At 73.2% G+C, this 21,272-nt stretch carries 19 protein-coding genes; 9 read left to right on the forward strand and 10 right to left on the reverse strand.

Annotation, left to right across the window (positions count from 1 at the left end):
• Nucleotides 1-9 precede the first annotated feature (9 nt).
• From rpiB to ACIBK8_RS06720, 4 genes are all read right to left on the reverse strand, one after another.
• Nucleotides 10-471: a ribose 5-phosphate isomerase B gene (rpiB, locus tag ACIBK8_RS06705; RefSeq protein ID WP_399040501.1), complete on the reverse strand. Its 462-nt coding sequence runs from the start codon at nt 469-471 to the stop codon at nt 10-12.
• A 67-nt stretch (nt 472-538) separates the two neighbouring features.
• The gene (locus ACIBK8_RS06710) at nt 539-1,312 is read right to left on the reverse strand and encodes a triose-phosphate isomerase family protein (RefSeq protein WP_399040502.1); all 774 of its coding nucleotides are present in this window, start codon (nt 1,310-1,312) and stop codon (nt 539-541) included.
• 137 nt (nt 1,313-1,449) lie between these two features.
• A complete protein-coding gene (locus tag ACIBK8_RS06715; RefSeq protein WP_399040503.1) occupies nt 1,450-3,849 on the reverse strand; it encodes a glycosyl hydrolase family 95 catalytic domain-containing protein in 2,400 nt (799 codons plus the stop codon).
• Nucleotides 3,850-4,143: 294 nt separating this feature from the next.
• The gene (locus ACIBK8_RS06720) at nt 4,144-5,091 is read right to left on the reverse strand and encodes an aminoglycoside phosphotransferase family protein (protein ID WP_399040504.1); all 948 of its coding nucleotides are present in this window, start codon (nt 5,089-5,091) and stop codon (nt 4,144-4,146) included.
• Nucleotides 5,092-5,204: 113 nt separating this feature from the next.
• Here ACIBK8_RS06720 and ACIBK8_RS06725 point away from each other — a divergent pair, with 113 nt between their 5' ends.
• The 7 genes from ACIBK8_RS06725 (at nt 5,205) to ACIBK8_RS06755 (ending at nt 13,091) form a co-directional block, all read left to right on the forward strand.
• Nucleotides 5,205-6,389: a CapA family protein gene (locus tag ACIBK8_RS06725; RefSeq protein WP_399040505.1), complete on the forward strand. Its 1,185-nt coding sequence runs from the start codon at nt 5,205-5,207 to the stop codon at nt 6,387-6,389.
• Between the two features lie 161 nt (nt 6,390-6,550).
• Nucleotides 6,551-7,174 carry a TetR/AcrR family transcriptional regulator gene (locus ACIBK8_RS06730; RefSeq protein ID WP_399040506.1) on the forward strand — a complete coding sequence of 208 codons (624 nt, stop codon included), beginning with the start codon at nt 6,551-6,553 and terminating at the stop codon, nt 7,172-7,174.
• Nucleotides 7,175-7,530: 356 nt separating this feature from the next.
• Entirely contained in the window at nt 7,531-8,745 is a 1,215-nt protein-coding gene (locus ACIBK8_RS06735; protein WP_399040507.1) for a cytochrome P450, read from the forward strand.
• Nucleotides 8,746-8,823: 78 nt separating this feature from the next.
• Nucleotides 8,824-9,018 carry a ferredoxin gene (locus ACIBK8_RS06740; RefSeq protein ID WP_399040508.1) on the forward strand — a complete coding sequence of 65 codons (195 nt, stop codon included), beginning with the start codon at nt 8,824-8,826 and terminating at the stop codon, nt 9,016-9,018.
• Entirely contained in the window at nt 9,015-10,301 is a 1,287-nt protein-coding gene (locus ACIBK8_RS06745) for an NAD(P)/FAD-dependent oxidoreductase (RefSeq protein ID WP_399040510.1), read from the forward strand. The genes ACIBK8_RS06740 and ACIBK8_RS06745 overlap by 4 nt, the downstream gene beginning before the upstream one ends.
• A 49-nt stretch (nt 10,302-10,350) precedes the next feature.
• Nucleotides 10,351-12,822 (forward strand): ATP-binding cassette domain-containing protein, encoded by a 2,472-nt coding sequence (locus ACIBK8_RS06750; RefSeq protein WP_399040511.1) that lies wholly within the window; start codon nt 10,351-10,353, stop codon nt 12,820-12,822.
• Nucleotides 12,823-12,878: 56 nt separating this feature from the next.
• On the forward strand, nt 12,879-13,091 hold the full coding sequence (locus ACIBK8_RS06755) for an EF-hand domain-containing protein (RefSeq protein WP_393681413.1): 213 nt from the start codon (nt 12,879-12,881) through the stop codon (nt 13,089-13,091).
• A 7-nt stretch (nt 13,092-13,098) separates the two neighbouring features.
• Here ACIBK8_RS06755 and ACIBK8_RS06760 read toward each other — a convergent pair whose 3' ends face one another.
• Nucleotides 13,099-14,022 carry a LysR family transcriptional regulator gene (locus ACIBK8_RS06760; RefSeq protein ID WP_399040513.1) on the reverse strand — a complete coding sequence of 308 codons (924 nt, stop codon included), beginning with the start codon at nt 14,020-14,022 and terminating at the stop codon, nt 13,099-13,101.
• Nucleotides 14,023-14,106: 84 nt separating this feature from the next.
• Between ACIBK8_RS06760 and ACIBK8_RS06765 the strand changes: the two genes are divergently transcribed.
• Nucleotides 14,107-14,769, forward strand: coding sequence for a LysE family transporter (locus ACIBK8_RS06765; RefSeq protein WP_399040514.1), 663 nt, complete (start codon nt 14,107-14,109; stop codon nt 14,767-14,769).
• Here the strand turns inward: ACIBK8_RS06765 and ACIBK8_RS06770 are convergent.
• Nucleotides 14,734-17,115 (reverse strand): GH92 family glycosyl hydrolase, encoded by a 2,382-nt coding sequence (locus ACIBK8_RS06770; protein WP_399040515.1) that lies wholly within the window; start codon nt 17,113-17,115, stop codon nt 14,734-14,736. The two genes, ACIBK8_RS06765 and ACIBK8_RS06770, sit on opposite strands and share 36 nt — an antisense overlap.
• Before the next feature lie 377 nt (nt 17,116-17,492).
• Between ACIBK8_RS06770 and ACIBK8_RS06775 the strand changes: the two genes are divergently transcribed.
• Nucleotides 17,493-17,960 (forward strand): hypothetical protein, encoded by a 468-nt coding sequence (locus ACIBK8_RS06775; protein ID WP_399040516.1) that lies wholly within the window; start codon nt 17,493-17,495, stop codon nt 17,958-17,960.
• Between the two features lie 52 nt (nt 17,961-18,012).
• Here the strand turns inward: ACIBK8_RS06775 and ACIBK8_RS06780 are convergent, their stop codons facing one another.
• The 4 genes from ACIBK8_RS06780 to ACIBK8_RS06795 form a co-directional block, all read right to left on the reverse strand.
• Nucleotides 18,013-19,452 carry an amino acid permease gene (locus ACIBK8_RS06780; RefSeq protein WP_399040517.1) on the reverse strand — a complete coding sequence of 480 codons (1,440 nt, stop codon included), beginning with the start codon at nt 19,450-19,452 and terminating at the stop codon, nt 18,013-18,015.
• 131 nt (nt 19,453-19,583) lie between these two features.
• Nucleotides 19,584-19,799 (reverse strand): dodecin, encoded by a 216-nt coding sequence (locus ACIBK8_RS06785; RefSeq protein WP_393681403.1) that lies wholly within the window; start codon nt 19,797-19,799, stop codon nt 19,584-19,586.
• A 135-nt stretch (nt 19,800-19,934) separates the two neighbouring features.
• Entirely contained in the window at nt 19,935-20,396 is a 462-nt protein-coding gene (locus tag ACIBK8_RS06790; RefSeq protein ID WP_399040518.1) for a universal stress protein, read from the reverse strand.
• 80 nt (nt 20,397-20,476) lie between these two features.
• The gene (locus ACIBK8_RS06795) at nt 20,477-21,259 is read right to left on the reverse strand and encodes a PAS domain-containing protein (RefSeq protein ID WP_399040519.1); all 783 of its coding nucleotides are present in this window, start codon (nt 21,257-21,259) and stop codon (nt 20,477-20,479) included.
• Between the last annotated feature and the right edge of the window lie 13 nt (nt 21,260-21,272).

A 21,272-nucleotide genomic window follows, 5' to 3' on the forward strand; every position in this document is an offset into this window, starting at 1 on the left:
GGCGGACTGTCAGGCGGCGCGCAGGTTGCGGGACTCGACCTGCTTGATCTTCTCGACCTTGGGTGCCGAGCCGCCACCGGCGAACTCGGAGACCAGCCAGTGCTCCAGGCACACCAGCGCGGCCTCGACGCCCATCGTGCGGCTGCCGAAGCAGGCGACCTGCGCGTCGTTGGACTTGCGGGCGCGCTCGGCGCTGTAACTGTCGGGAATCTGCGCGGCACGGATACCGGCGACCTTGTTCGCGGCGATGGCCATGCCGATGCCGGTGCCGCAGATCAGCACGGCCCGCTCGTGCTCGCCGCGCGCCACGCTCTGCGCGACGCGCTCGGCGACGTCCGGGTAGTCCTCGGACGGGGCGGCGCTCAGGTCCGTGACCGGGAAGCCGCGGTCGGTGAGGTAGGCGGCTATGGCGTCCTTCATGGCGATGCCTGCGTCGTCGGCGCCGATCGCGATGCGGTAGGTGTCCTGCACGGTGGTCTCCTCGGGGTCCTGGGCCGTGCGGCCGGGGGGCTGGGGGCGGTGCGGCGGACGGCCGGTGTCAGCTGCCCGCGATCTCTTCGATGACCTTGCGCAGGCCCTCGGTGTCGTGGGCGAGCCGGCCGAGGAACAGGCCGTCGACGGCGCCGGCCAGCTCGGTGTAGGTGCCGGGGCCAGCGGTGCCGCCGTAGATCAGCCGGCCGCGCACGTCGTGGTCGCGCAGCGCGCCGCGGATGGCTGCGGCCACCGCGCGGACGTGGTCGGCGGGTGCCGCCTCGCGGGCGCCGATCGCCCAGACCGGCTCGTACGCGATGACGACCTCGCTGCCGGGCGCCGCGCCGCCGAGCGCGGCCCGCACCTGGGTCAGGGTCTCCTCGACGGCCCCGGCGAGCGTGTCGGCGCGGCGCTCGCCCGCGCAGATGACGGGGATCAGCCCGGCGTGGGTGGCCGCCCGGGTCTTGGCGGCGACCGTCTCGTCGGTCTCGCCGAAGTGCCGGCGGCGCTCGGCGTGGCCGACCTCGACGTACCCGGCGCCGGTCTCGGTGAGCATTCCGGCGGAGACCTCGCCGGTCCACGCGCCGGTCTCGGCCCAGTGCACGTCCTGCGCGCCGTAGCCGATGCCGGTGCCGGACAGCAGCTCGCGGGCGTCCGCCAGCGCGGGGAAGGCGGGCAGCACGAAGAGGTCGACGGGGCGGGGGAGCGTGGCCAGGGTGCCGTTCAGTGCGGCCACGTCCGCGAGCCAGGCCCGGGTCTGCGCCAGGCCGAAGTACAGCTTCAGCGAGACGCCGACCACCGGGCGGGTGGCCTCGGTGGACGTCGAGTTCTCAGGGATCACGTCGTTCATGGTGCTTCAAACACAATCACATGTGAAGTTCTCAAATCAAGACGTGAACTTCACATCTGTCTGTGATTTTCGGGGGTGGCGCGACGGGCGCCGATGTGCCGTCGAAACCTGCGCCGACCCGCGTTCCCTCAGCCCGGCAGGCCCCAGCGAGGCGCCGGGGCGTTCGCCGCGACGGGTGCGACGTACGGCTCGGGGCGGTCGCCGCGCGCCGTGATCAGCGCCGTGCCGCCCTTCGGCAGGGCGAGACGGAGCGTGCCGCCGCCGAGGTCGTCGTGGTGCACCGGGCGCCCCTGCGCGTCGCGTACCTCCACCGGCCCGTCCGGCAGCGAGTGCCGCACCACGCACGGGGCGCCCGCCTCGCTGCGCAGCCGGACCCAGCGCGTACGGCCGTCCTCGCGGGCGGCGCTCAGCAGGAAGGCGCCCTGGGTGCGGAAATCGTGCAGGCACACCGCGCGCCAGGCGTCCGGGAGCGCGGGGAAGACCCGGATCACCCCGCCCCAGCTCTGGCACACCATGTCGTGCAGCGACTGCGCCGCCGACAGCGGCGTCTCGATGACAGGACCCGACTCCTGGTACATGGTGTTCGGCCGGATGAAGCGGTCCATCAGCTCGTCGAGGTAGCCCAACGCCTGCGCGCCGCGGCCCATTTGGGCGGACAGGGACGCGGCGCCCGTGAACGTGTAGCCCTGCAGGGCGCCTTCGAAGCCCACCCAGTGGCGCAGCGACGTCTCGATCAGGGCCCGCCGCTCCGGCTGCTCCCAGGTCACCTCGTACAGCGGATAGACGGCGAGGAGGTGGGAGTAGTGCCGGTGGGACTTGGCGAACGGGACACCGGCGCCGATCATGAAGCCGTTCTCGTCCACCGGATACGGCGCCAGCCTGGCCAGCACCGCGCGCCAGCGGTCGGCCGCGGGGTCGGACACACCGAGGATCTCCACCGACTCCAGCAGCGTGGCGCAGCCCCAGCGCAGCAGCATCAGGTCGTAGTTGCAGTCCCGCGCGTTGACGCCGTACTCGGGCGAGAAGGTCGCCGGCAGATGCAGCTTCCCGTCCCCGCCGGGCTCCAGGAAGTGCAGGTAGTAGGCGACGGCCCGGCGCAGCAGGGGGTGCAGGACCTCGCGCAGCACCCGCTCGTCCATGGTGTGCCGGTAGGTCAGCCAGACGTTGTGCAGCGCCCAGGTCAGGTTGCCGACCTCGGGTGTCGGCGGGTCCTGGCCCGGTACGCCGACCGCGTAGCCGCCGTTCGCCGCGTCCGCGCCGTTGCGCAGGAACATGTCGGTGGTGCGCGGGATGCCCGCCGAGTCCGCGCGGTACGCGGCGTCGAGCTGGTCCGACAGGCGGTCCCGGTACGCGCTCAACGCCCGCGTCACCGCGTCGAGTTCGAGATGGTTCGAGCCGTGGATCAGCCAGTACTCCAGCTGGACGTTGAGGTTCCACCAGGTGGCGGGCCACGGCGTCGGCTCAAGCCAGGGCCCGCTGGTGGCCATCACCGGCGCCTCGGCGCGGGCCGCGGCGGCCACCTTGTAGAGCTGGATCCAGTAGAAGCGCTGGAGCCTGGCGTCCGGCACGGACAGGAAGCCGTGCCGGTAGTAGGCGTGCCACCAGGGGCGGTGGCCGGTGGCGGCCAGCGCCCCGTACGTATGGGCGGCGGCGCGGCGCACCGCGCGCAGGGCGCGCCCGCGTGCGTCACCTGCGCGACGGTGCGGGGCGACCGCCGCGTACAGCGTGCGCGCCCCGTCCGGCCGGGCCCGCTCGCGCCAGGCCGTCACATGCATCCCGCCCGCCAGCAGCGGCTGCACGGCCGCCCGCACCCCGCCGTGCTCTTCGGTGCGGGCCGGAGGATTGCCGGTGTACCCGTCGGGCACCGCCTTGAAGGCGGCCCGCGGGCTGATCGCGTCGGCCGGGTGGAACGCCCAGCCGAACCCCCGCTCGCCCGCGCTCGGCCGTACCTCGACGGCCAGCACCGAACGGGAGTTGTGCACCAGCGCGCGGACGGCGAGCGTGCCGCGGTCGGTGGTCAGGGTGCCGGTCAGCTCGGCGTCGTGCAGGCTCAGCCGCCAGTCGACGCCGGTGACGGTGCCGACCGGCTCCAGCGTGAAGTGGCCGACCGGCAGCCGCGCGAGACCGAAGAGCGCCCCGAACTCCGGGCGGTGGTCCTGCACTTCGCTGTGCTGGACGGTGAACCGTACGGCGTTCGCGCCGGGTTCGGCGTACACCAGCGAGCCGAGCAGCGCATTGCCGAGGAACGGGCCCTCGTGCCAGGCCGTCGGCATCCGCCGCCAGACCGGATCCGCGTCGGCGAGGATCCGCCGCCAGGGATCGGCCGCGGGCTGCGGCGCGGCCGGTGGTGTCCCGCCCGCGGGCGACGCGGCGGCCTCCGCGCCGCCCTGACCCGCGGCGCCCGCCACGCCGACGGCCAGCGCCGCCCCGAGCACGCTGCGCCGGGGTGGCGTCGCGCGAGTACCGGGCGGTGCGGCGCTCGACGCGGCGCCGGGTCCGTTGGGCGGCACGGCAGGATCGGCGGCCATCGGGTCTCCAAGTCGGTGCGGTGGACAGGGAGATGGGGACGGCGGCGCGCGCATCCGCCGCGGTGCTCCTCGTACCGGACCGCTCGCGCCCGACCCCTCTCGCATGGTGCAGCGGACAAGGGGGAAGCGGAAGGCTTTCGACGGAGAGACATCCGATGACCGTGGGGGGATGTCGGGGTCTCGGGATGCCGACGCAGAATCGGCCCGAAGGGGAGGCCGGTCAGCGCGGTGCCGGGCGGGCCCTGGTGGGGCGATTCCTCGGATGTATGGCCCGGCCGCCGGTCAGGGGCGCGCTCAGCAGCCGGCCAGCTCCGCCAGTGTCCTGGCCTGCGCCAACTCCTCGGCCCCGCCCGCGACATCGTCGTGATCGGCGCTGTGCAGTGCGCTCTCCACGCTCCGTGCCACCGCCCAGGCGGCCAGCCGCGCCGGGTCATCGCCCAGCGCGTCGGCCAGCAGGGCGCAGCGCTCGCGCAGTACCGGTCGCGGGTCGTCGCGGGTGAACGGGTCGTCGATCTGGGCCAGCAGCGGCCACGGGTCGTAGGCGGGGTCGCCGGTCATCGGCTTGGGGTCGATCGCCAGCCAGGGCCTGCGCCGCGAGGCGAGCACGTTGCCGGGGTTGGCGTCGCCGTGCACCACGACCTCGCGGCGGGCGCCGGCGGGCAGCGTGCGCAGCAGCCGCGCGCCCAGTTCCACCAGGCCCACGTCGTAGCCGGGCCGCAGCCGCAGCATCCGCTCCTGCACCAGATCGGCCCACTCGGCGCAGACCTGCTCCACGCTCTCCAGGACGCCGTCGGGCGGCGCGGGCGCCGACCACAGTTCGCGCAGCACACCGGCGGCGAGAGCGAGCCGCTCTTCGGGCGGCAGCGCCGCCGTGGCGAGCGAGGTGCCCGGCGTGCAGCGCTCGATGAGCAGCGCCCCACGGCTCCGGTCATGGCGCAGCAGCCGCACCGCGCCGTTGCCGTCCCAGATGCGCAGCCCCGGAGCCTCGCCCTCGGCCTCGCGGTGCGGCCGGCCGACCTTGAGTACGGCCGGGGCGCCGTCCGGGAGTTCGGCGGGCGCCACCCAGGCGCAGGTCCCGCCGTCGAAGGGGGTGCCGAGACGCACATCCCAGCGCTCCTCGACCTCACGGACCAGACCGGGCAGCCGGTCCAGCCAGGCCCGCCCGGCGGCGCTGCGGCCCATGTGCCGGAGCACGGACAGCCGGGCGGGAAAACGGTCGTCGTCGTGCCGGGTGCGCTCCATCGGGCACACCCTAGACGGGTAGGTCCGGCACACGACCGGCCGTACGGGGGATTACGCGGGACACCGGCGGGCGACGGCGATTTCCGTCCGGTTGATGCTGATATGCCTCGCTCATGAGTGCGTATACCAGGTATGCAGCGGCCGTCCTGCTCGCCGGTCTCGCCGTCGGCTGCGCCGCCAGGACCGAGGCGCCGCAGCCACCGCCGTCCCCGCGGGCCACACCCGGCGGGCACGCCGGTGCCCCCGCGCCCGCCGCGCCCGCCGAGTCCCCCGCGCCCGCGGAGCCCGCCAAGAGCCCCTTCACCCTCGTCGCGTCCGGTGATGTCCTCGCCTCGTATGCGACGGTGCTGGACACCGCGCAGCAGGACGCTCGGAGCGCCGGCTACGACTACCGGCCGATGCTCAAGGGCATCAAGCCCGTCATCGCGTCGGCCGACCTCGCGCTGTGCCAGCTGCCGACGCCGCTCGGCCCGCTGGAAGGCCCCTTCGCCAGTGGCCGCGACTTCCAGGCGCCGCCGCAGGTCGCCACCGCCCTCAAGGACGCCGGCTTCGACTCCTGCGCGACCGCGTCCGCCCACAGCCTGGATGGCGGCGCCGACGGCGTCGGCCGCACGCTGGAGGCCCTGGACACCGTGGGACTGCGGCACGCCGGTACGGCCCGCAGTGTCGCCGAGGCGTCCCGCCCCACGCTCCTCACGGCGCTCGGCGGCGCCAAGGTCGCCCAGCTCTCGTACACCGTCGGCGCGCAGGGCCGGGGCGCCGCCGCGCCGTGGGCGGTGAACCTGGCCGACGAGCAGCGGATCATCGCCGACGCCCGCGCGGCCCGCCGGGCGGGCGCCGACCTCGTCGTGGTCAGCGCGCACTGGGGGACCGAGTACCGCACCGCCCCCGACGCGCAGCAGACCGAACTGGCCCGCGTCCTCACCGGGTCGGAGACCGACGGGCGCCCCGACATCGACCTCATCGTCGGCAGCCGCGCACGCACCCCGCAGCCGTACGAGAAGGTCAACGGCACGTGGGTGGTCTACGGACTCGGCGACCAGATGGCAGGTGCCATGAAGAAGCCGCAGGGCAACTGGGGCACCGTCGCCCGCTTCCGGTTCGCGCCGCCCGAGGAGGAGGGGGAGCGCTGGCAGGTCACCAGCGCCGAGTACGTGCCGCAGCTGATCACCCGCGAAGAGCCGCTGCGCACCGTCGACCTCGGCCGCACGCCGAAGTACGCGAAGGAGCGCAAGGCGATCACCGCGGCCGTCCTCGGCAGGGGCGCGGCGGCGGAGGGGCTGAAGCAGGGCAAGTGACCCGTAGGCGGTCCCGGATCGGTGCTCTTCCACCCGGCGCGCGGCAGGTGACCGGACTTAACGGACATGCCCTCGCGTGGGCCGGGCCGCCGCGGTGTGAAACCCTGGTGGACGCGGCAGGGTGCCGGAAGCAGGGCAGCAGGGGAGAGGACCGGCGGGCAGTGAGCGGGAATGCGGCCACCCGGGCCAGGAATCCACGCGGTCAGGGCGACCGGCTGCGTGAGGAGCTGCTGCGGGCCACCGAGCGTCTCCTGGAGCAGGTCGGCAGCGAGGACGCGCTGTCGCTGCGTGCCGTCGCCCGCGAGGCGGGGGTCGCCGCACCGAGCATCTACCGCCACTTCGCCGACAAGACCGAGCTGGTCTGGGCGACCCTGGAGATCAGCTTCGAGCGGCTGGCGCGGGCGATGTCCGAAGCCGCCGCGCAGGCCGGGGCCGATGCCGACCCGGTGGCCAGGCTCCGCGCCCAGCTGCGCGCCTACTGCCACTACGCGGTCGAGCACCCCGCCACCTACCGCCTGCTCTACGAGACCCGGCAGACGCCGGTCGGCCCCGAGCGGCTGGCCGGGCACCCGGCAGGTCTCGTGGTGCGCAGCTGGCACGACGCGCTGACGGCCTGCGAGGACGCCGGGTGGCGGGTCCGCTGCGCCCGCTCCGAGGCCCCGTACATGCTGTGGTCGTCGGTGCACGGCCGGGTGATGATCTGGCAGGTCATGCCGAGCCGCAAGGATGCCAGCCGGCTGGACACGTTCGTCGACGAAGTCCTGCATCTGCTCCTGGAGCGTTGACGCTCGTCTCCTGGAGCGTTGACGCTCACCGGGGGATGCTGACGTTCCTCGTCGAACGGTGACCGGCCGCTTCGCGCCGCGTCGCCGCTGTTCTCCCGGACGCCACCGCCCTTTCCGGCCGCCCGCGCCCGTCTCCTGAGCTGTGCCCTCCGGGCGCCTCCCGCCCGTTCTCCGCCCCTCCGTGCCCGCCTTGCCCTGCCTTGGCGCGGTTTCCGGCGTTCCCGTCCCTGCGGGTTCCCTCTTCCGGCACCCCCCGGCCCGTTTACCTGCTCATTACGGTTGTAAGTTTACGGGTGTTAGGCGATACGTCCGACGTGAGGCGCACACCCCTGGCGGTGTGCGTCCGAGGAGCGAAGATGACTCTTTCCGCCGCCGCACCGGCGCCCCTTCCCGTCCAGCCGCCGAGCGGCTGCCCCTTCGACCCGCCGCCGGAGTTCGGTGCCCTGCGCACCGGGGAACCGATCTCCAAGATCTCGCTCCCGGACGGCAGTTGGGCCTGGCTCGCGACCCGCTACGCGGACATCCGGGCGATACTCGGCGACCTCCGCTTCAGCTCCGACACCAACATCGCCGGCTACCCGCTCAGCGGCATGACCGGCGGCGCCACCGCGGGTGAGCACCGCGGCTTCATCCGCATGGACCCGCCCGAGCACACCCGGCTGCGCCGGATGGTCACCCGTGAATTCATGGTCAAGCGGGTCGAGGCGCTGCGCCCGGAGATCCAGCGCATCACCGACGAACTGTGCGACGCGATGGAGCGCGAGCAGGGCCCGGTGGACTTCATCGAGGCCCTCGCGCTGCCCGTCCCCTCGCTCGTCATCAGCCTGCTGCTCGGCGTCCCCTACGACGACCACGACCTCTTCCAGCGGCTGACCGGCACGCTGCTCTCGCGCACCGTCGCGGACGGCGAACGGGCCGTCGCGCGCACCGAACTCCGCGGCTACCTCGACCGGTTGGTCACCGCGAAGGAGGCGGCGCCCGGCGACGACATCCTGAGCCGGCTCATCGTCGAGCAGCAGCGGACCGGTGAGATCACCCACGACGACGTGGTCTCGTTCGCCGCCCTGCTGCTGATCGCCGGGCACGAGACCACCGCCAACATGATCGGCCTCAGCGCCCTCACCCTGATGCGGGACGAGGAGTCGGCGGGCCGGCTGCGCGAGGACCCGGCGCTGATCCGCGGCGCCGTCGAGGAACTGCTGCGCTTCCACAGCATCATCCGCAACGGACCGCGCCGGGTCGCCACCGCCGACGTCGAGATCGACGGGCACCTCATCCGGGCCGGCGAGGGTGTCGTCGTCGCCGTGCCGTCGGCCAACCGGGACGAGGACGTCTTCCCCGACGCCGGCCGCCTCGACGTCTGCCGGCCCAACGCCCAGCACCACGTGGCCTTCGGCTACGGCATCCACCAGTGCCTCGGCCAGGCACTGGCCCGCGTCGAGCTCCAGGTCGTCATCGGCACCCTGCTGCGCCGCTTCCCCGCGCTGCGGCCCGCCGTGCCGGTCGACGAGATCCCGTTCCGAACCGACATGTCGATTTACGGCTGTCACGCCCTGCCCGTCACCTGGTGACATGGGGCGGCACCACCCACCCGTGCCGCCCTGAACCGACCGCATCCGCACACCGAACCACCCCACGGGAGTCCTGCCATGAAGATCACCATCGATGCCGACAAGTGCTGCGCCGCAGGCCAGTGCGTGCTGATCGCCCCCGAGGTCTTCGACCAGCGTGACGAGGACGGTGTCGTCGTCGTGCTCGACGACGCGCCGCCCGCCGCACAGCACGACGCGGTCCGCGAGGCCGCCGCGATCTGCCCCGCCGCCGTCATCGAGCTGCACGCATGACCGCCCTGCCGCTCGCCGTGGTCGGCGCGTCGGCCGCCGGGCTCGCCGCCGCCGAGGCGCTGCGCCGCTTCGGCTGGACGGGACCGCTGACCCTCATCGGCGACGAAACACACCTTCCCTACGACCGGCCGCCGCTGTCCAAGCAACTGCTGCACGGCACCTGGGAGGCCGAGCGGCTGCTGCTGCGCAGCACCGAACAGCTCGACCCGCTCGGCCTCGACCTGCGGCTCGGCACCCGGGCGACCGGCCTGGACGCCGCCACCCGCACCCTCACCCTCGACGGCGGCGAACAGCTCCAGTGCGCCGGAGTGATCATCGCCACCGGCGTCGCCGCCCGCACCCTGCCAGGGGCCGCGCACATCGACGGCGTGCTCACCCTGCGCACCCTCGACGACGCGCTGGCCCTGCGCGCCCGGATGACCGGCGGAGGCCGTCGCCTCGTGGTCGTCGGCAACGGCGTCCTGGGCTGCGAAGCCGCCGCCGTGGCACGGGAGTTGGGGCATGAGGTCACCCTCGTCGGCCGCGACCCGGTGCCGATGTCGCGTGCCGTGGGCCCCGGCGTCGGCGCGCTGCTCGCCGATGAGCACCGGGCACGCGGCGTACGGCTGCTCACCGGCGCCGTCGACGGCTTCGAGACCGCGCCTGGCAGCACGGACGAGGGCGCGCGGCTGACCGGCGTACGGCTCGCGGACGGCAGCCTGCTGCCCGCCGACACCGTGCTGCTGGCCATCGGATCCGAACCGGCCGTCGGCTGGCTGCGCGACGAACCGGCGCTGGACACCAGCGACGGGCTGCGCTGCGACGCGTACTGCGCGGCGGCCCCCGGCATCTACGCCGCGGGCGACGTGGCCCGCTGGGACCACCCCGTCCACGGCGCACCGCTCCGCTTCGAACACCGGATGAACGCCACCGAGCAGGGCATGGCCGCCGCCCGCAACCTCCTGGCCGAACTGGCCGCCGAAGCACCGGAATCCGCGGCGGACGACACCCCCGCCCAGGAACGCCGCCCGTTCGCGCCGGTGCCGTACTTCTGGTCCGACCAGTACGGCATCAAGCTCCAGGCGTACGGGCTCACGGCGGGCGCCGACCAGGTGGAGACCACCGTCATCGACCGCGCCGCACACCGCACCGTCGCCCTCTACGGCAGGGACGGCACCGCCACCGGCGTCCTGGCGGCCGGCCTCCCGCCGCGCCAGGTCAGGGCGCTGCGCGCGCTGGTCGCCACCCCGCTGCCGTGGGAGGAGGCACGCGAGCGGGTCAAGGCCGCCACCGCCACCGGCTGAGCGGCCGGGCCGCCCGACGCCCCGGACGGCCGTGCCCGATCATGGAGGGATGACCGACTCGTACGTACGGGTGCGCGGCGCCCGTGAGCACAACCTCCGCACCATCGATGTGGACATCCCGAGGGACGCGCTGGTCGCGTTCACCGGGGTGTCCGGATCGGGCAAGTCCTCACTCGCCTTCGGCACCCTCTACGCCGAGGCGCAGCGCCGCTACTTCGAGTCGGTCGCCCCCTACGCCCGCCGGCTGATCCACCAGGTCGGCGCGCCCAAGGTCGAGGAGATCACCGGACTGCCGCCCGCCGTCGCCCTGGAACAGCGGCGCTCCGCGCCCACCTCACGCTCGTCCGTCGGCACCGTCACCACCCTTTCCAACTCCCTGCGGATGCTCTTCTCCCGGGCCGGCGACTACCCCGAAGGCACATCCGAACGGCTCGACTCCGACGCCTTCTCGCCCAACACCGCGGCCGGCGCCTGCCCCGCCTGCCACGGCCTCGGCCGCGTCCACCGTGTCACCGAGGACTCCCTGGTCCCCGACCCCTCGCTCAGCATCAGGGACGGCGCCGTCGCCGCCTGGCCCGGCGCCTGGCAGGGCAAGAACCTCCGCGACATCCTCGCCGCACTCGGCCACGACATCGACCGGCCCTGGAGCGAGCTGCCGCAGGCCGACCGTGACTGGATCCTGTTCACCGACGAGCAGCCCGTCGTCACCGTCGAGCCGGTCCGCGACGTCGGCCGCATCCAACGCCCCTACCAGGGCCGGTACATGAGCGCCAGACGCTACGTGCTGCACACCTTCGCCGACTCCAAGAGCGAGACGCTGCGCAGCCGGGTGCGCGGCTTCATGGTCGCCGAGCCCTGCCCGTCCTGCGACGGCCGGCGGCTGCGCCCCGAAGCGCTCGCCGTCACCTTCGCGGGACACGACATCGCCTCACTCGCCTCCCTGCCGCTGACCGCGCTGGCCGGGCTGCTGCGCCCCACCGCCGACGCGCCGGACGACGGCGTGGCCCCGACGCTCGCCCGCGACCTGATCGCCAGGATCGGCGTGCTCACCGAACTCGGCCTCGGCTACCTGAGCACGGACCGGCCCGCGCCCACCCTCTCGGCCGGCGAACTCCAGCGGCTGCGGCTCGCCACCCAGCTGCGGTCCGGGCTCTTCGGCGTCGTCTACGTCCTGGACGAGCCGTCCGCCGGACTCCACCCCGCCGACACGGAGTCGCTGCTCACCGTGCTCGGCCGGCTCAAGGAGGCGGGCAACTCGCTGTTCGTCGTCGAGCACGACATGGACGTGGTGCGCAGCGCCGACTGGCTCGTGGACGTCGGCCCGCGCGCCGGCGAGCTGGGCGGACGGGTGCTGCACAGCGGCCCGGTCGACGGGCTCGCCGACAGCGCGGAGTCCGCCACCCGCAGATTCCTCTTCGACCCGCCGCAGCTCCCGGACCGCGCGCCCCGCAGCCCCTCGGGCACCGTCCGGCTGCGCGGCATCACCCTGCACAACCTGCGCGGCCTGGACGCCGACTTCCCGCTCGGCGTCTTCACCGCGGTCACCGGCGTCTCGGGATCGGGCAAGTCGACCCTGGTCACCCGGGTCCTCGCGGACGCGGTGCGGGACCATCTGGGCGCGTCCGGCGGGCAGTTGGCGGCAGGTGAAGCGGCCGACGCGGGTGGCGCGGCCGAGGACCCGGAGGTCAGGGCCAGGATCGGCAGCGTCGACGGCCTCGACGCCGTCGACCGGCTGGTCCGCGTCGACCAGAAGCCGATCGGACGCACCCCGCGCTCCAACCTCGCCACCTACACCGGCCTGTTCGACGCCGTCCGCAAGCTCTTCGCCGCCACCGACGAGGCCCGCGCCCGCGGCTACACCGCGGGCCGGTTCTCCTTCAACGTCACCTCAGGACGCTGCGAGACCTGCCAGGGCGAGGGCTTCGTCGCCGTCGAACTCCTCTTCCTGCCCGGCACCTACGCGCCCTGCACCGCCTGCCACGGCGCCCGCTACAACCCCGAGACGCTGGAGATCACCCACCGCGGCCACACCGTCGCCGACGTCCTGGAGATGACCGTCGACACCGCCGCCGGCTTCCTCGCCGACGTGCCCGCAGCCGCCCGCAGCCTGCGCACCCTCCAGGACGTGGGCCTGGGCTACCTGCGGCTCGGCCAGCCCGCCACCGAACTTTCCGGCGGCGAGGCCCAGCGCATCAAACTCGCCACCGAACTCCAGCGCACCCGCCGCGGCCACACCCTCTACCTCCTCGACGAGCCCACCACCGGGCTGCACCCGGCCGACACCGAGGTGCTGCTGCGTCAGTTGCACGGCCTGGTGGACGCGGGGCACACCGTCGTGGTCGTCGAGCACGACATGGGGGTGGTCGCGGGCGCCGATCACGTCATCGACCTCGGCCCCGGCGGCGGCGCCGACGGCGGCCGGATCGTGGCGGCCGGCACACCCGCCGAGGTGGCGGCAGCCGGCGAGGGCCGCACGGCGCCCTATCTGGCCCGGTGGAGGGCCCGCCGGGATGCCACCTGACCGTCGGCTAATCTACGCAGGTCACATCACCGGACACGACGAAGGGGGCACCTCTCGTGGCAGACATCGAGAAGGCCAAGGAGCAGTTCGAGCGGTTCGACGCGGACCAGGACGGCCTGGTCACGCCGGACGAGTTCAAGCGCGCGATGGCCGAGATGGGCGACCCGTTCGTCACCGGACCGATAGCCGAGTCGGTCATCAAGTCCAAGGACAGCGACGGCGACGGCCGGATGTCGTTCGACGAGTTCTGGGCCGCGCTCCAGGGCTGACGGTTCGTCACGCCCCCTTCGCCGCCCGCTCGTCCGCGGTCGCGCGCAGAGCCGCGAGACCACGGGCGACCGGCGGCTGCCGCTCACTGCCCCGGCGCACCGCCGCCACGAACCGCCGTACCGGGACCGGGTTCCCGCGCAGCGGCACCCGCACGACGGGACAGTCCCCGGGAACCGGGGCCAGCCGCGGCAGCAGACAGATCCCGAAGCCGTGGGCGACCAGCGCGGCGATCGCGTACCAGTCGACCGCGTGGTGGCACGTGCGCGGCGTGAATCCGGCGGACGCACAGGCGGCCAGCAGCAGTTGGTGCTGATCGGCCGGATCGCCCGCGCGGATCCAGATCTCATCGCCCGCCTCCGCCAGCTCCACACCCTCCGCGGCACGAGCGGCGAACGGATGCCCGGCGGGCACCAGCAGATCCTGCGGCTCCCGCAGCACCGGCTGCTGGGTGAACCGTATGTCGGCCACCGGAGGCCCGTCCGGCGCCGGTATCACGACGGCGATGTCGGCCCGGCCCGCCAGCAGCAGCTCGAAGCGGTTCTCGCCGGGGTCCTCGCTGATCTCCACGTGCAGCCGCGGCAGTTCACGGCGCAGCCGTTCGGCGGCCGGTGCGATCACGCCGGTGATGGCCGTCGCGACGCCGGTCATCCGCAGCCGCCCGGCCACCTGGTCCGTGTATCCCGCGAGGTCGGCGCGGGCCTCCTCCCAGCGGGCGAACAGCGCGTCCGCGTGCCCGACCAGTGCCCACGCGGCCGGCGTCAGCCGCACCCTGCGCCCCTGAGGCACCAGCAGTTCCACACCGAGCCGCGCCGACAGCTGCCGCAGCTGCTGCGAGACCGTCGAAGGCGTCAGATGCAGGGCCTCGGCGGTGGCCGTGACGGTGCCCCGCTCGGACAGCACACGGAGGGTCTGCAACCGGGGATCGATCATCGGCCGATCGTAAGGCGCCGCCGCACACCACCGTGCGGAAACCTTCGATGGACCCGAACGTCCGGGCCCGCCGATGCTGGCGGCATGGGCGAGTGGAGCGGGACGCTGAGCGCAGTGCTGACCGAGGGCTTTCTGCCGGGGCTGTGGGCGGGGTATGCGCTGGCGGTGCCCGTCGGGGCGCTGGCCGTACTCCTGGTGAGCGTGACGGCACGGACCTCGTTCCGGGTCGGGGCGACGGCCGCGCTGGGGGTGGCGACCGCCGACGGTCTCTACGCCCTGCTCGCGGTGGCCGGCGGCGCCGCGCTCTCGCACGCGCTCGCCCCGGTGGCGGGCCCGCTGCGCACGGCCGCCGCCGTCATCCTGCTGGCCATGGCGCTGCGCACCGCCGTACGGGCGCTGCGGGCCCGCGGGAGCGACCCGGCGGACGCGGGCCGGGACGTCCTGGGAAGCCCAGGACGGGCCTATCTCGCCTTCCTGGGGCTGACGTTGGTCAACCCCTGGGCGATCCTCTACTTCTCGGCGCTGGTGCTCGCGGGCGGCACCGGGGCCGGTGGCCTCGGCACCGCCAGGGGCGTGGCCTTCGTGGTCGCGGTGATCACCGCGTCCGCGAGCTGGCAGCTGTTCCTCGCCGCCGGGGGAGCGGCCCTGGGCAGGGTGCTGACCGGCGCACGGGGGCGGGCCGTCACGGCGGTGGTGTCCGCCGTGGTGATCTCAGCTCTGGCGATCGGCCTGCTGTGCTCCGGCTGACGTGCCCACCGGCGGCGGCGCGTCGTGCTCCCCGGTGCCCCAGCCGGACGGCTCAGGGCCGACGGTGAAGGCCAGTTGGCGGCCCGAGCGCAGGTCGTCGGTGGTCAGGTAGGTACGGTCGCGGGCCTGGCCGTCGAGGGCCACGGACTGTACGTAGCGGTGGGCGGTCGAGGTGCCGGGTGCCGTGATGGTGAAGCGGCCCGCCGGGTAGTAGCGCCGGTCCAGGGTCAGGTCCACCCGGTCGAAGACCGGCGTGCTCAGCCCCCAGCTGTCGGTGCCCGGCTGCACGGGGAACACCCCGATCGACGACAGCACCATCCACGCCGACATCGTCCCCAGGTCGTCGTTCCCGGTCATCCCGGACGGGGTGTCGGTGAACAGGGTCAGCGCCGCGTGCACCACGTCCGTGGTCTTCCAGGGCTTCCCGGTGGAGAGGTAGGTGTACGGCGCGATCAGATCCGGCTCGTTCTGCGGGTTGTACTTGTCCGCGTTGTAGTAGTCGTACGGGCCGTTGACCCACACCTCACGGGCCGTCTTCTCCGGGTCCTTCAGCAGCTCCTGGTAGGCGAAGAACGCGTCGAGCCGGGCGTCCGCCTTCTCCTTGCCGCCGATCAGGCCGATCATCCCGGGCAGGTCCTGCGGCACCATCCACTGGTACTGCCAGGACGTCCCCTCGTGGAAGCCCTCGCTCTTGGCCGGGTCGGCGGGTCCGGTGAAGGCGCCCTGCGCGTCGCGCGCCCGGAAGAAGCCGGTCGAGGTGTCGAAGATGCTGCGGTAGTTGCGGGCCCTGGCCGCGTACCTGTCGGCGTCCGCGCGGTGCCCCAGATCGCGCGCCATCTGGGCCAGCATGGCGTCCGACAGCGCGTATTCGAGGGTCGCCGAAGCGCCGTGGTCGTAGTCCGAGTCGCCGGGCTTGGTGTGTGTGCGGCCCTTGATGTACGGCACGAAACCGTGCTTCAGGTAAGGGGTGTTGGCCTCCCGGCCGACCGCGGGTGAATCGGCGGGCGGCACCCCGTCGGCGTTCTTCTTGAGCGCCGCGTACGCCTCCTCCTCGTGGCCCTTGAGCAGTCCCTGCTGGTAGGCGTTGGTGAGGAACGGGGTGACCGGGTCGCCGGTCATGATGTTCGTCTCGACCGTGCCGTAGCCCCACTTGGGCAGCCAGCCGCTCTCCTTGCCGATCCGCAGCACCGAAAGCGCCATGTCACGGGACTCGCGCGGGGCGAGGAGCGCCAGCAGCTGCGCCTGGGTGCGATAGGTGTCCCACAGGGACCAGTTCTGGTAGTAGGTGAAGCCGCGCGCCCGGTGGGGTTTCTGGTCCCAGCCGGTGTAGCGGCCGTCCACGTCGCTGCCGATGTTCGGTGCGAGGAAGGACCGGTAGAGCGAGGAGTAGAAGGTGCGGCGCAGCGTCGTGCCGCCGCCCTGCGTGGCGACGTGGCCGAGGCGCTGCTGCCAGGCCGCGTCGGCCGCCGCTTTCGTCCGGTCGAAGGAACGGCCGCCCTCCGCACGGAGGTTGCGGGCCGCGCCCGCCGCGTCCACGTAGCTGATCGCGGTGGTCGCCTCGACGGTGCGGTCCTCGCGGGTGTCGAAGCGGGCGTACGCGCCGTGCCTGCCGGTGGCCGTGGAGCCGTGGGAGCCGGGCCGCACCGTGTCGCCCTCCCAGGTCCCGTAGGACGCGAAGGGCCGGTCGAAGCGGGTGAGGGTGTGGACGGTGTACGGCGCGGTGTCCTGGCAGAAGCCGTGGCCGGTGACGGAGGTGCGGATGGTGTGCGAGTCCAGCACCTCGACCCGGGTGGAGGTCACTTTGTGCAGCGCCTGCCCCGCGTTGAGCAGCACGTTGGCCTTGCCGGTCGCCGGGAAGGTGTAACGCTGCTTGCCGGTACGGGCGGTGGCGGTCAGCTCGGCCTCGATGCCGCCGTACGAGGTGAGGCCGACGCGGTAGTAGCCGGGGCGGGCGGACTCGTCGTCGTGGCGGTAGGCGGCGGCGTATTTCGCGTAGTCGGTCTCGGTGATGTCGCCGGTCGTCGGCAGCACCGGCAGGTCGCCGCCGAGACCGCACCCGACGCCGGATATGTGCACCGCGCTGAAGCCGCGGATGCGGGTGTCGTCGTAGTCGTAGCCGGTGGTGTGGCCGGTGTCGGGGGAGAGCTGCACCATGCCGAAGGGGACGGCGGCGCCCGGGTAGGTGTTGCCGTCGTTCCGGCTGCCGATGAACGGGTTGACCAGGTCGGTGAGCGGGCCGTTGGAGGACGTGGCCTGCGCGGCGGGGGCGGTGAGCGCGCCCCCGACGAGGCAGGCAACCAGCACCGCGCCCGCGGTGCGCAGCCGGGTGCGACTGAGCCATGGCATGGGTCGGGACCTCCGGAGTCGTCGCTGCGCGGCGGTCCGCCGGGAGCACGGCCCGGAGGGTGCCGACAACGATGTCAGGGCGCGCTCATTCTTGAGGTCGGGCAGGTGCACGTCAAGAGGTCGGGCCGAGTGCCGCCGTGTCACGCCCCGGCGGGTTGTTTGACAATGACACGTCAAAAATCATGAGGTGTCGGCCTTGCTCTCTTCAGGGGCCCGTGCCTCAATGGTCAGCGCTTCAGGTCGCTGACCACCCATCAGATCCCGGGTGGCCGCCACAGGACCGCACCGCGGCCCCGTGGGACGCCCTGCCGTTCCCTCCAGCACCCCGACGGCCCGGCGCCGGCCTGCCCTCTTCCCCTCACGAAGGCGGATCCCCCATGAGACACGGCACGCTCGGAACCGGTACCGCACTCGCCGTCGGCACGGCACTCGCCTGCACCCTCGCGATGGCACCGGCCGCGGGCGCGGTGACCCCCGACACCGCCACCATCGGCTTCGACTGCGGCAGTTACGGCTCGGGCACGGCGACGCTCACCGCCACCCAGGACGGCACCGCGGCCACCATCAGCCTGTCCACGTCGGCGATCACCGCGCCCCTCGACGTCGGCGCGGGCGCCGTCAACTCCACCCTCACGATGACCAAGAACGGCTCGGGCACCACCACCTTCAGCGGCAGCGACAACCCCGCGATCCCCTCCGGCAGCGCCGTTTCCACCGGCCCCCTCACCGGTACGGTCGCCGCCGGCGACAGCCTCGAAGCCACCTCGCTGAAGGTCGTGGTCTTCGGCATCACCGCCACCTGCAAGGCCACATCGGCCCAGACCCCGGGACCGTTCGTCTTCTGACGCGACAAAGGCGGGCCGCCGGCTTCCCGCCCGGCGACCCGCCCGTAGTGCCCTACGGCCTGTCGTTCTGCTCCGCCAGCCGCTCGGCCTTGGCCACCTCGGACCGCCGGTAGGAGTAGCCGAAGTAGATGACGAGGCCGACCAGCAGCCACACCACGAACCGCACCCAGGTCTGCCACTCCAGGAACGTGATCAGCCACAGCGAGAAGACCACGCCGATCGCGGGCACCACCGGCATGCCCGGCGTGCGGAACGTCCGCGGCAGGTCGGGGCGCTTGTAGCGGAGCACGATCACCGCGACGCAGACCACCACGAACGCCAGCAGGATGCCGATGTTCGTCAACTCGGCGGCCTCGCCGATCGGCAGGAACCCGGCGATCGCCGCCGAGGCGGCGCCGACGATCCAGGTCACCCGGGTCGGCACGTGCCGGGTGGGGTGCGTCTTGGCGAACCACTTCGGCAGCAGCCCGTCCCGGCTCATCGAGAACCACACCCGGGTCACCCCGAGCATGAACGTGAACATGACCGTCAGAATGCCGATGATGGCGCCGACCGCGATGACGTCCGCGAGGCTGCCCAGGCCCACCGACTTGAACGCCGTCGAGAACCCGCTCTCCGGGTCGATGTCCTTGTAGTTCTGCATGCCCGTCAGGACCAGGCAGGCCAGCACGTACAGCACCATCGAGATGACCAGCGAATAGATGATCGCCTTCGGCATGTGGCGCTGCGCGTCCTTGGACTCCTCGGCCGCCGTGCTCATCGCGTCGTATCCGAAGACCGCGAAGAAGACGGTGGCGGCGCCGGTGAACGCGCCGCTCACCCCGAACGGGAAGAACGGCGAGTAGTTGCCGGTCTTGATGTGGAAGAACCCGACCGCGATCACGCCGATGACCACCAGGACCTTCAGGCCCACCACGATCATCTCGAACCGCGCCGCGTTCTTGATGCCCAGCGTCAGCAGGTACGCGATCAGCAGGCAGAGCACCAGGGCGAACAGGTCCACCCGGTGCCCCTCACCGGTACCCGGTGCGCCGAGCATCCAGGCGGGCAGATCCGCCCCCAACTCGCCCACCAGGAAGCTGAAGTAGCCGGAGATGCCGATCGCGACGACCGCCACGATCGCGGTGTACTCCAGCAGCAGGTCCCAGCCGATGAACCAGCCGGCCAGCTCGCCGAGCACCGCGTAGCCGTACGTGTAGGCCGACCCCGCCTTCGGGATCAGCCCGGCGAACTCCGCGTACGAGAAGGCCGCGGCGGCGCTCGCGATGCCCGCGATCAGGAAGGAGATCAGGACGGCAGGACCGGCCTTGCCGTTGGCGACGGTACCGGCCAGCGTGAAGATGCCCGCGCCGATGATGCCGCCGACGCCGATGGCGGTCAGCTGCCACAGCCCGAGCACGCGGGTGAGCTGCTGGCCCGAGCCGCCTTCCGCCTCTTCGATGTGTTCGATCGGTTTCCGGCGCAGTACGCCGTGTCCCGCGCGCAGACCCATGCCTGACCTCCGTGCCCTCCGTCGTAGCCTGACGGCGGACCATCATGGACCGTCGACGGCCCCTTCGGAAGGCGACTCCCGGTGTATCCGGCGGGGGCCCGGGAGTTCACCGTGGCGACACGCGGCAGGCGTCAGCCGGCGTCCTCCAGCCGGAAGCCGACCTTCAGGCCGACCTGGTAGTGCTCGATTTCGCCGTCGACGATGTGGCCGCGTACCTGGACCACCTCGAACCAGTCGAGATTGCGCAGGGTCTGCGAAGCGCGCCGGACACCGTTGCGGATCGCGGTGTCGACGTTCTCGTGGGAGGTGCCCACGATTTCGGTCACCCGGTACGTGCGGTCGGTCACGGTGCTCTCCCTCGCCGGGGCGGCGCTCCGCCCGTGCACCTCCACGGTGCCTCAGCACCGGGCCGCCCACCAGCGGAGCGGTCCGCCCAGCGGAAGGCCGGGCTCGCGGCGTCCGGCCCGATCGACCGAGCGGCCCTACGGGACGACCGTGACCGGCCAGCGCCCCGCCTTGACCAGACGGACCGCGACCGAGCCCATGATGCGGTGCCCCGCCGACTCGGACGCGCCCACCACCACCGCGTCCGCCCGCAGCTCGTCGGCCATCCGCACCATGCCCGCGTACGGATCCCCGCGCAGCGTGTGGAACTCCCACCGCATGTCGTATATCCCCTGGAGCCGCTCGGTCGACCTGCGGATCTCGGCCATCAGCTCGTCGGCCACCTCGTGGGTGACGTCCACGACCGGAGCGCCCATGGTCGCACCGGCCGGCAGCACCGGCTGGACGTAGACCAGTGCCAGCATGGCCCCCTGGCGGCGGGCGAGCCCTGCCGCGTAGGCGGCGGCACGCCACGACGAGTCGGAGCCGTCGACGCCGACGACGATCACCTTCGGGCCGTCCGTTCCGCGCTCGAACGGCGCGGGCTGCTTTTCCTGCACATCAGGGAGGTTATCCGTACGCGCGTCCGAGTACGCCGCGGGGCCGCGCGATGGCACGCGGACGGCTGAGGCACCGGCTCTCAGGCGGGCTCAGGCGGCCAGCTGTCCCGGTCCAGCACGCCCAGCACATAGGCCCTGGCGACCAGCGCGGTACGGCCCTGCACCCGCCAGCGGCGGGACAGCTGCGTCAGGTGGTAATTGACGCCGTCCACGGTCAGGCCCAGCGCCTTCCCGATCGCCGCCGTCGTGGCGCCGCCGGCCGCCAGCGCCAGGATCCGGGCCTCGACCGGGCCGGCCCGGTCGCGCGGCGGGGGCGGCGGCGCGGTGTCGCGCACCCGCAGCAGCGCCAGCAGGGCGGGCGGTCGCACCGAGGGGTCGCCGACCGGATCGACCGTCAGCTCGCCCTCCCGCTCCAGCCCTTGCGACCTGTCACGCCAGCGCACCGCCACCGGATAGCGCGACCTGCGGCCCATCCGGAGCGCCTCGGTCAGCCGGTCCAACTGGGCGGTGTCGCGGGGGTGGAAGAGGTCCAGCAGATTGCGGCCAGGCAGCCGGCCGGGGGCCGCGCCCCACTGCTCGGCCATCGCCGGATTGGCGATCAGCACCCGGCCGTCCGCCCGGCACACCGCGATCGGCATGGGGATGCGGTCGAGCAGGATGAGGAAGTAGTTGCGCCAGGGGCCGTCCCGGTACGCGCCGCCCGGCTCCGGGTACGGTGCCGCCGGATCCGGGCGGCCACCGCCGGGTTCCGCGCCGTCGTCCGGGCCGCACAGCGCGTCGCCCGCAGGGTCGTCAGGCCACGCACCCCGGGGGTGCCGCGGCCCGTCGCATCCGGCCGGGTCCGCGCCGGTTCCGTCGTCCATGACCCCTCGTCCG

This window comes from Streptomyces sp. NPDC050161 (assembly GCF_044460025.1).
In the GTDB taxonomy this organism is placed as follows: Bacteria; Actinomycetota; Actinomycetes; order Streptomycetales; family Streptomycetaceae; genus Streptomyces.

Bases quoted from the DNA above. Each gene is read 5' to 3' on its own strand.
- ACIBK8_RS06740 (WP_399040508.1), top strand. From the start codon at position 8,824: ATGAAGATCACCATCGATGCCGACAAGTGCTGCGCCGCAGGCCAGTGC.
- ACIBK8_RS06750 (WP_399040511.1), top strand. From the start codon at position 10,351: ATGACCGACTCGTACGTACGGGTGCGCGGCGCCCGTGAGCACAACCTC.
- ACIBK8_RS06770 (WP_399040515.1), bottom strand. From the start codon at position 17,115: ATGCCATGGCTCAGTCGCACCCGGCTGCGCACCGCGGGCGCGGTGCTG.
- ACIBK8_RS06780 (WP_399040517.1), bottom strand. From the start codon at position 19,452: ATGGGTCTGCGCGCGGGACACGGCGTACTGCGCCGGAAACCGATCGAA.
- ACIBK8_RS06760 (WP_399040513.1), bottom strand. From the start codon at position 14,022: ATGATCGATCCCCGGTTGCAGACCCTCCGTGTGCTGTCCGAGCGGGGC.
- ACIBK8_RS06720 (WP_399040504.1), bottom strand. From the start codon at position 5,091: ATGGAGCGCACCCGGCACGACGACGACCGTTTTCCCGCCCGGCTGTCC.
- ACIBK8_RS06735 (WP_399040507.1), top strand. From the start codon at position 7,531: ATGACTCTTTCCGCCGCCGCACCGGCGCCCCTTCCCGTCCAGCCGCCG.
- ACIBK8_RS06745 (WP_399040510.1), top strand. From the start codon at position 9,015: ATGACCGCCCTGCCGCTCGCCGTGGTCGGCGCGTCGGCCGCCGGGCTC.
- ACIBK8_RS06775 (WP_399040516.1), top strand. From the start codon at position 17,493: ATGAGACACGGCACGCTCGGAACCGGTACCGCACTCGCCGTCGGCACG.
- ACIBK8_RS06715 (WP_399040503.1), bottom strand. From the start codon at position 3,849: ATGGCCGCCGATCCTGCCGTGCCGCCCAACGGACCCGGCGCCGCGTCG.
- ACIBK8_RS06725 (WP_399040505.1), top strand. From the start codon at position 5,205: ATGAGTGCGTATACCAGGTATGCAGCGGCCGTCCTGCTCGCCGGTCTC.
- ACIBK8_RS06765 (WP_399040514.1), top strand. From the start codon at position 14,107: ATGGGCGAGTGGAGCGGGACGCTGAGCGCAGTGCTGACCGAGGGCTTT.
- ACIBK8_RS06795 (WP_399040519.1), bottom strand. From the start codon at position 21,259: ATGGACGACGGAACCGGCGCGGACCCGGCCGGATGCGACGGGCCGCGG.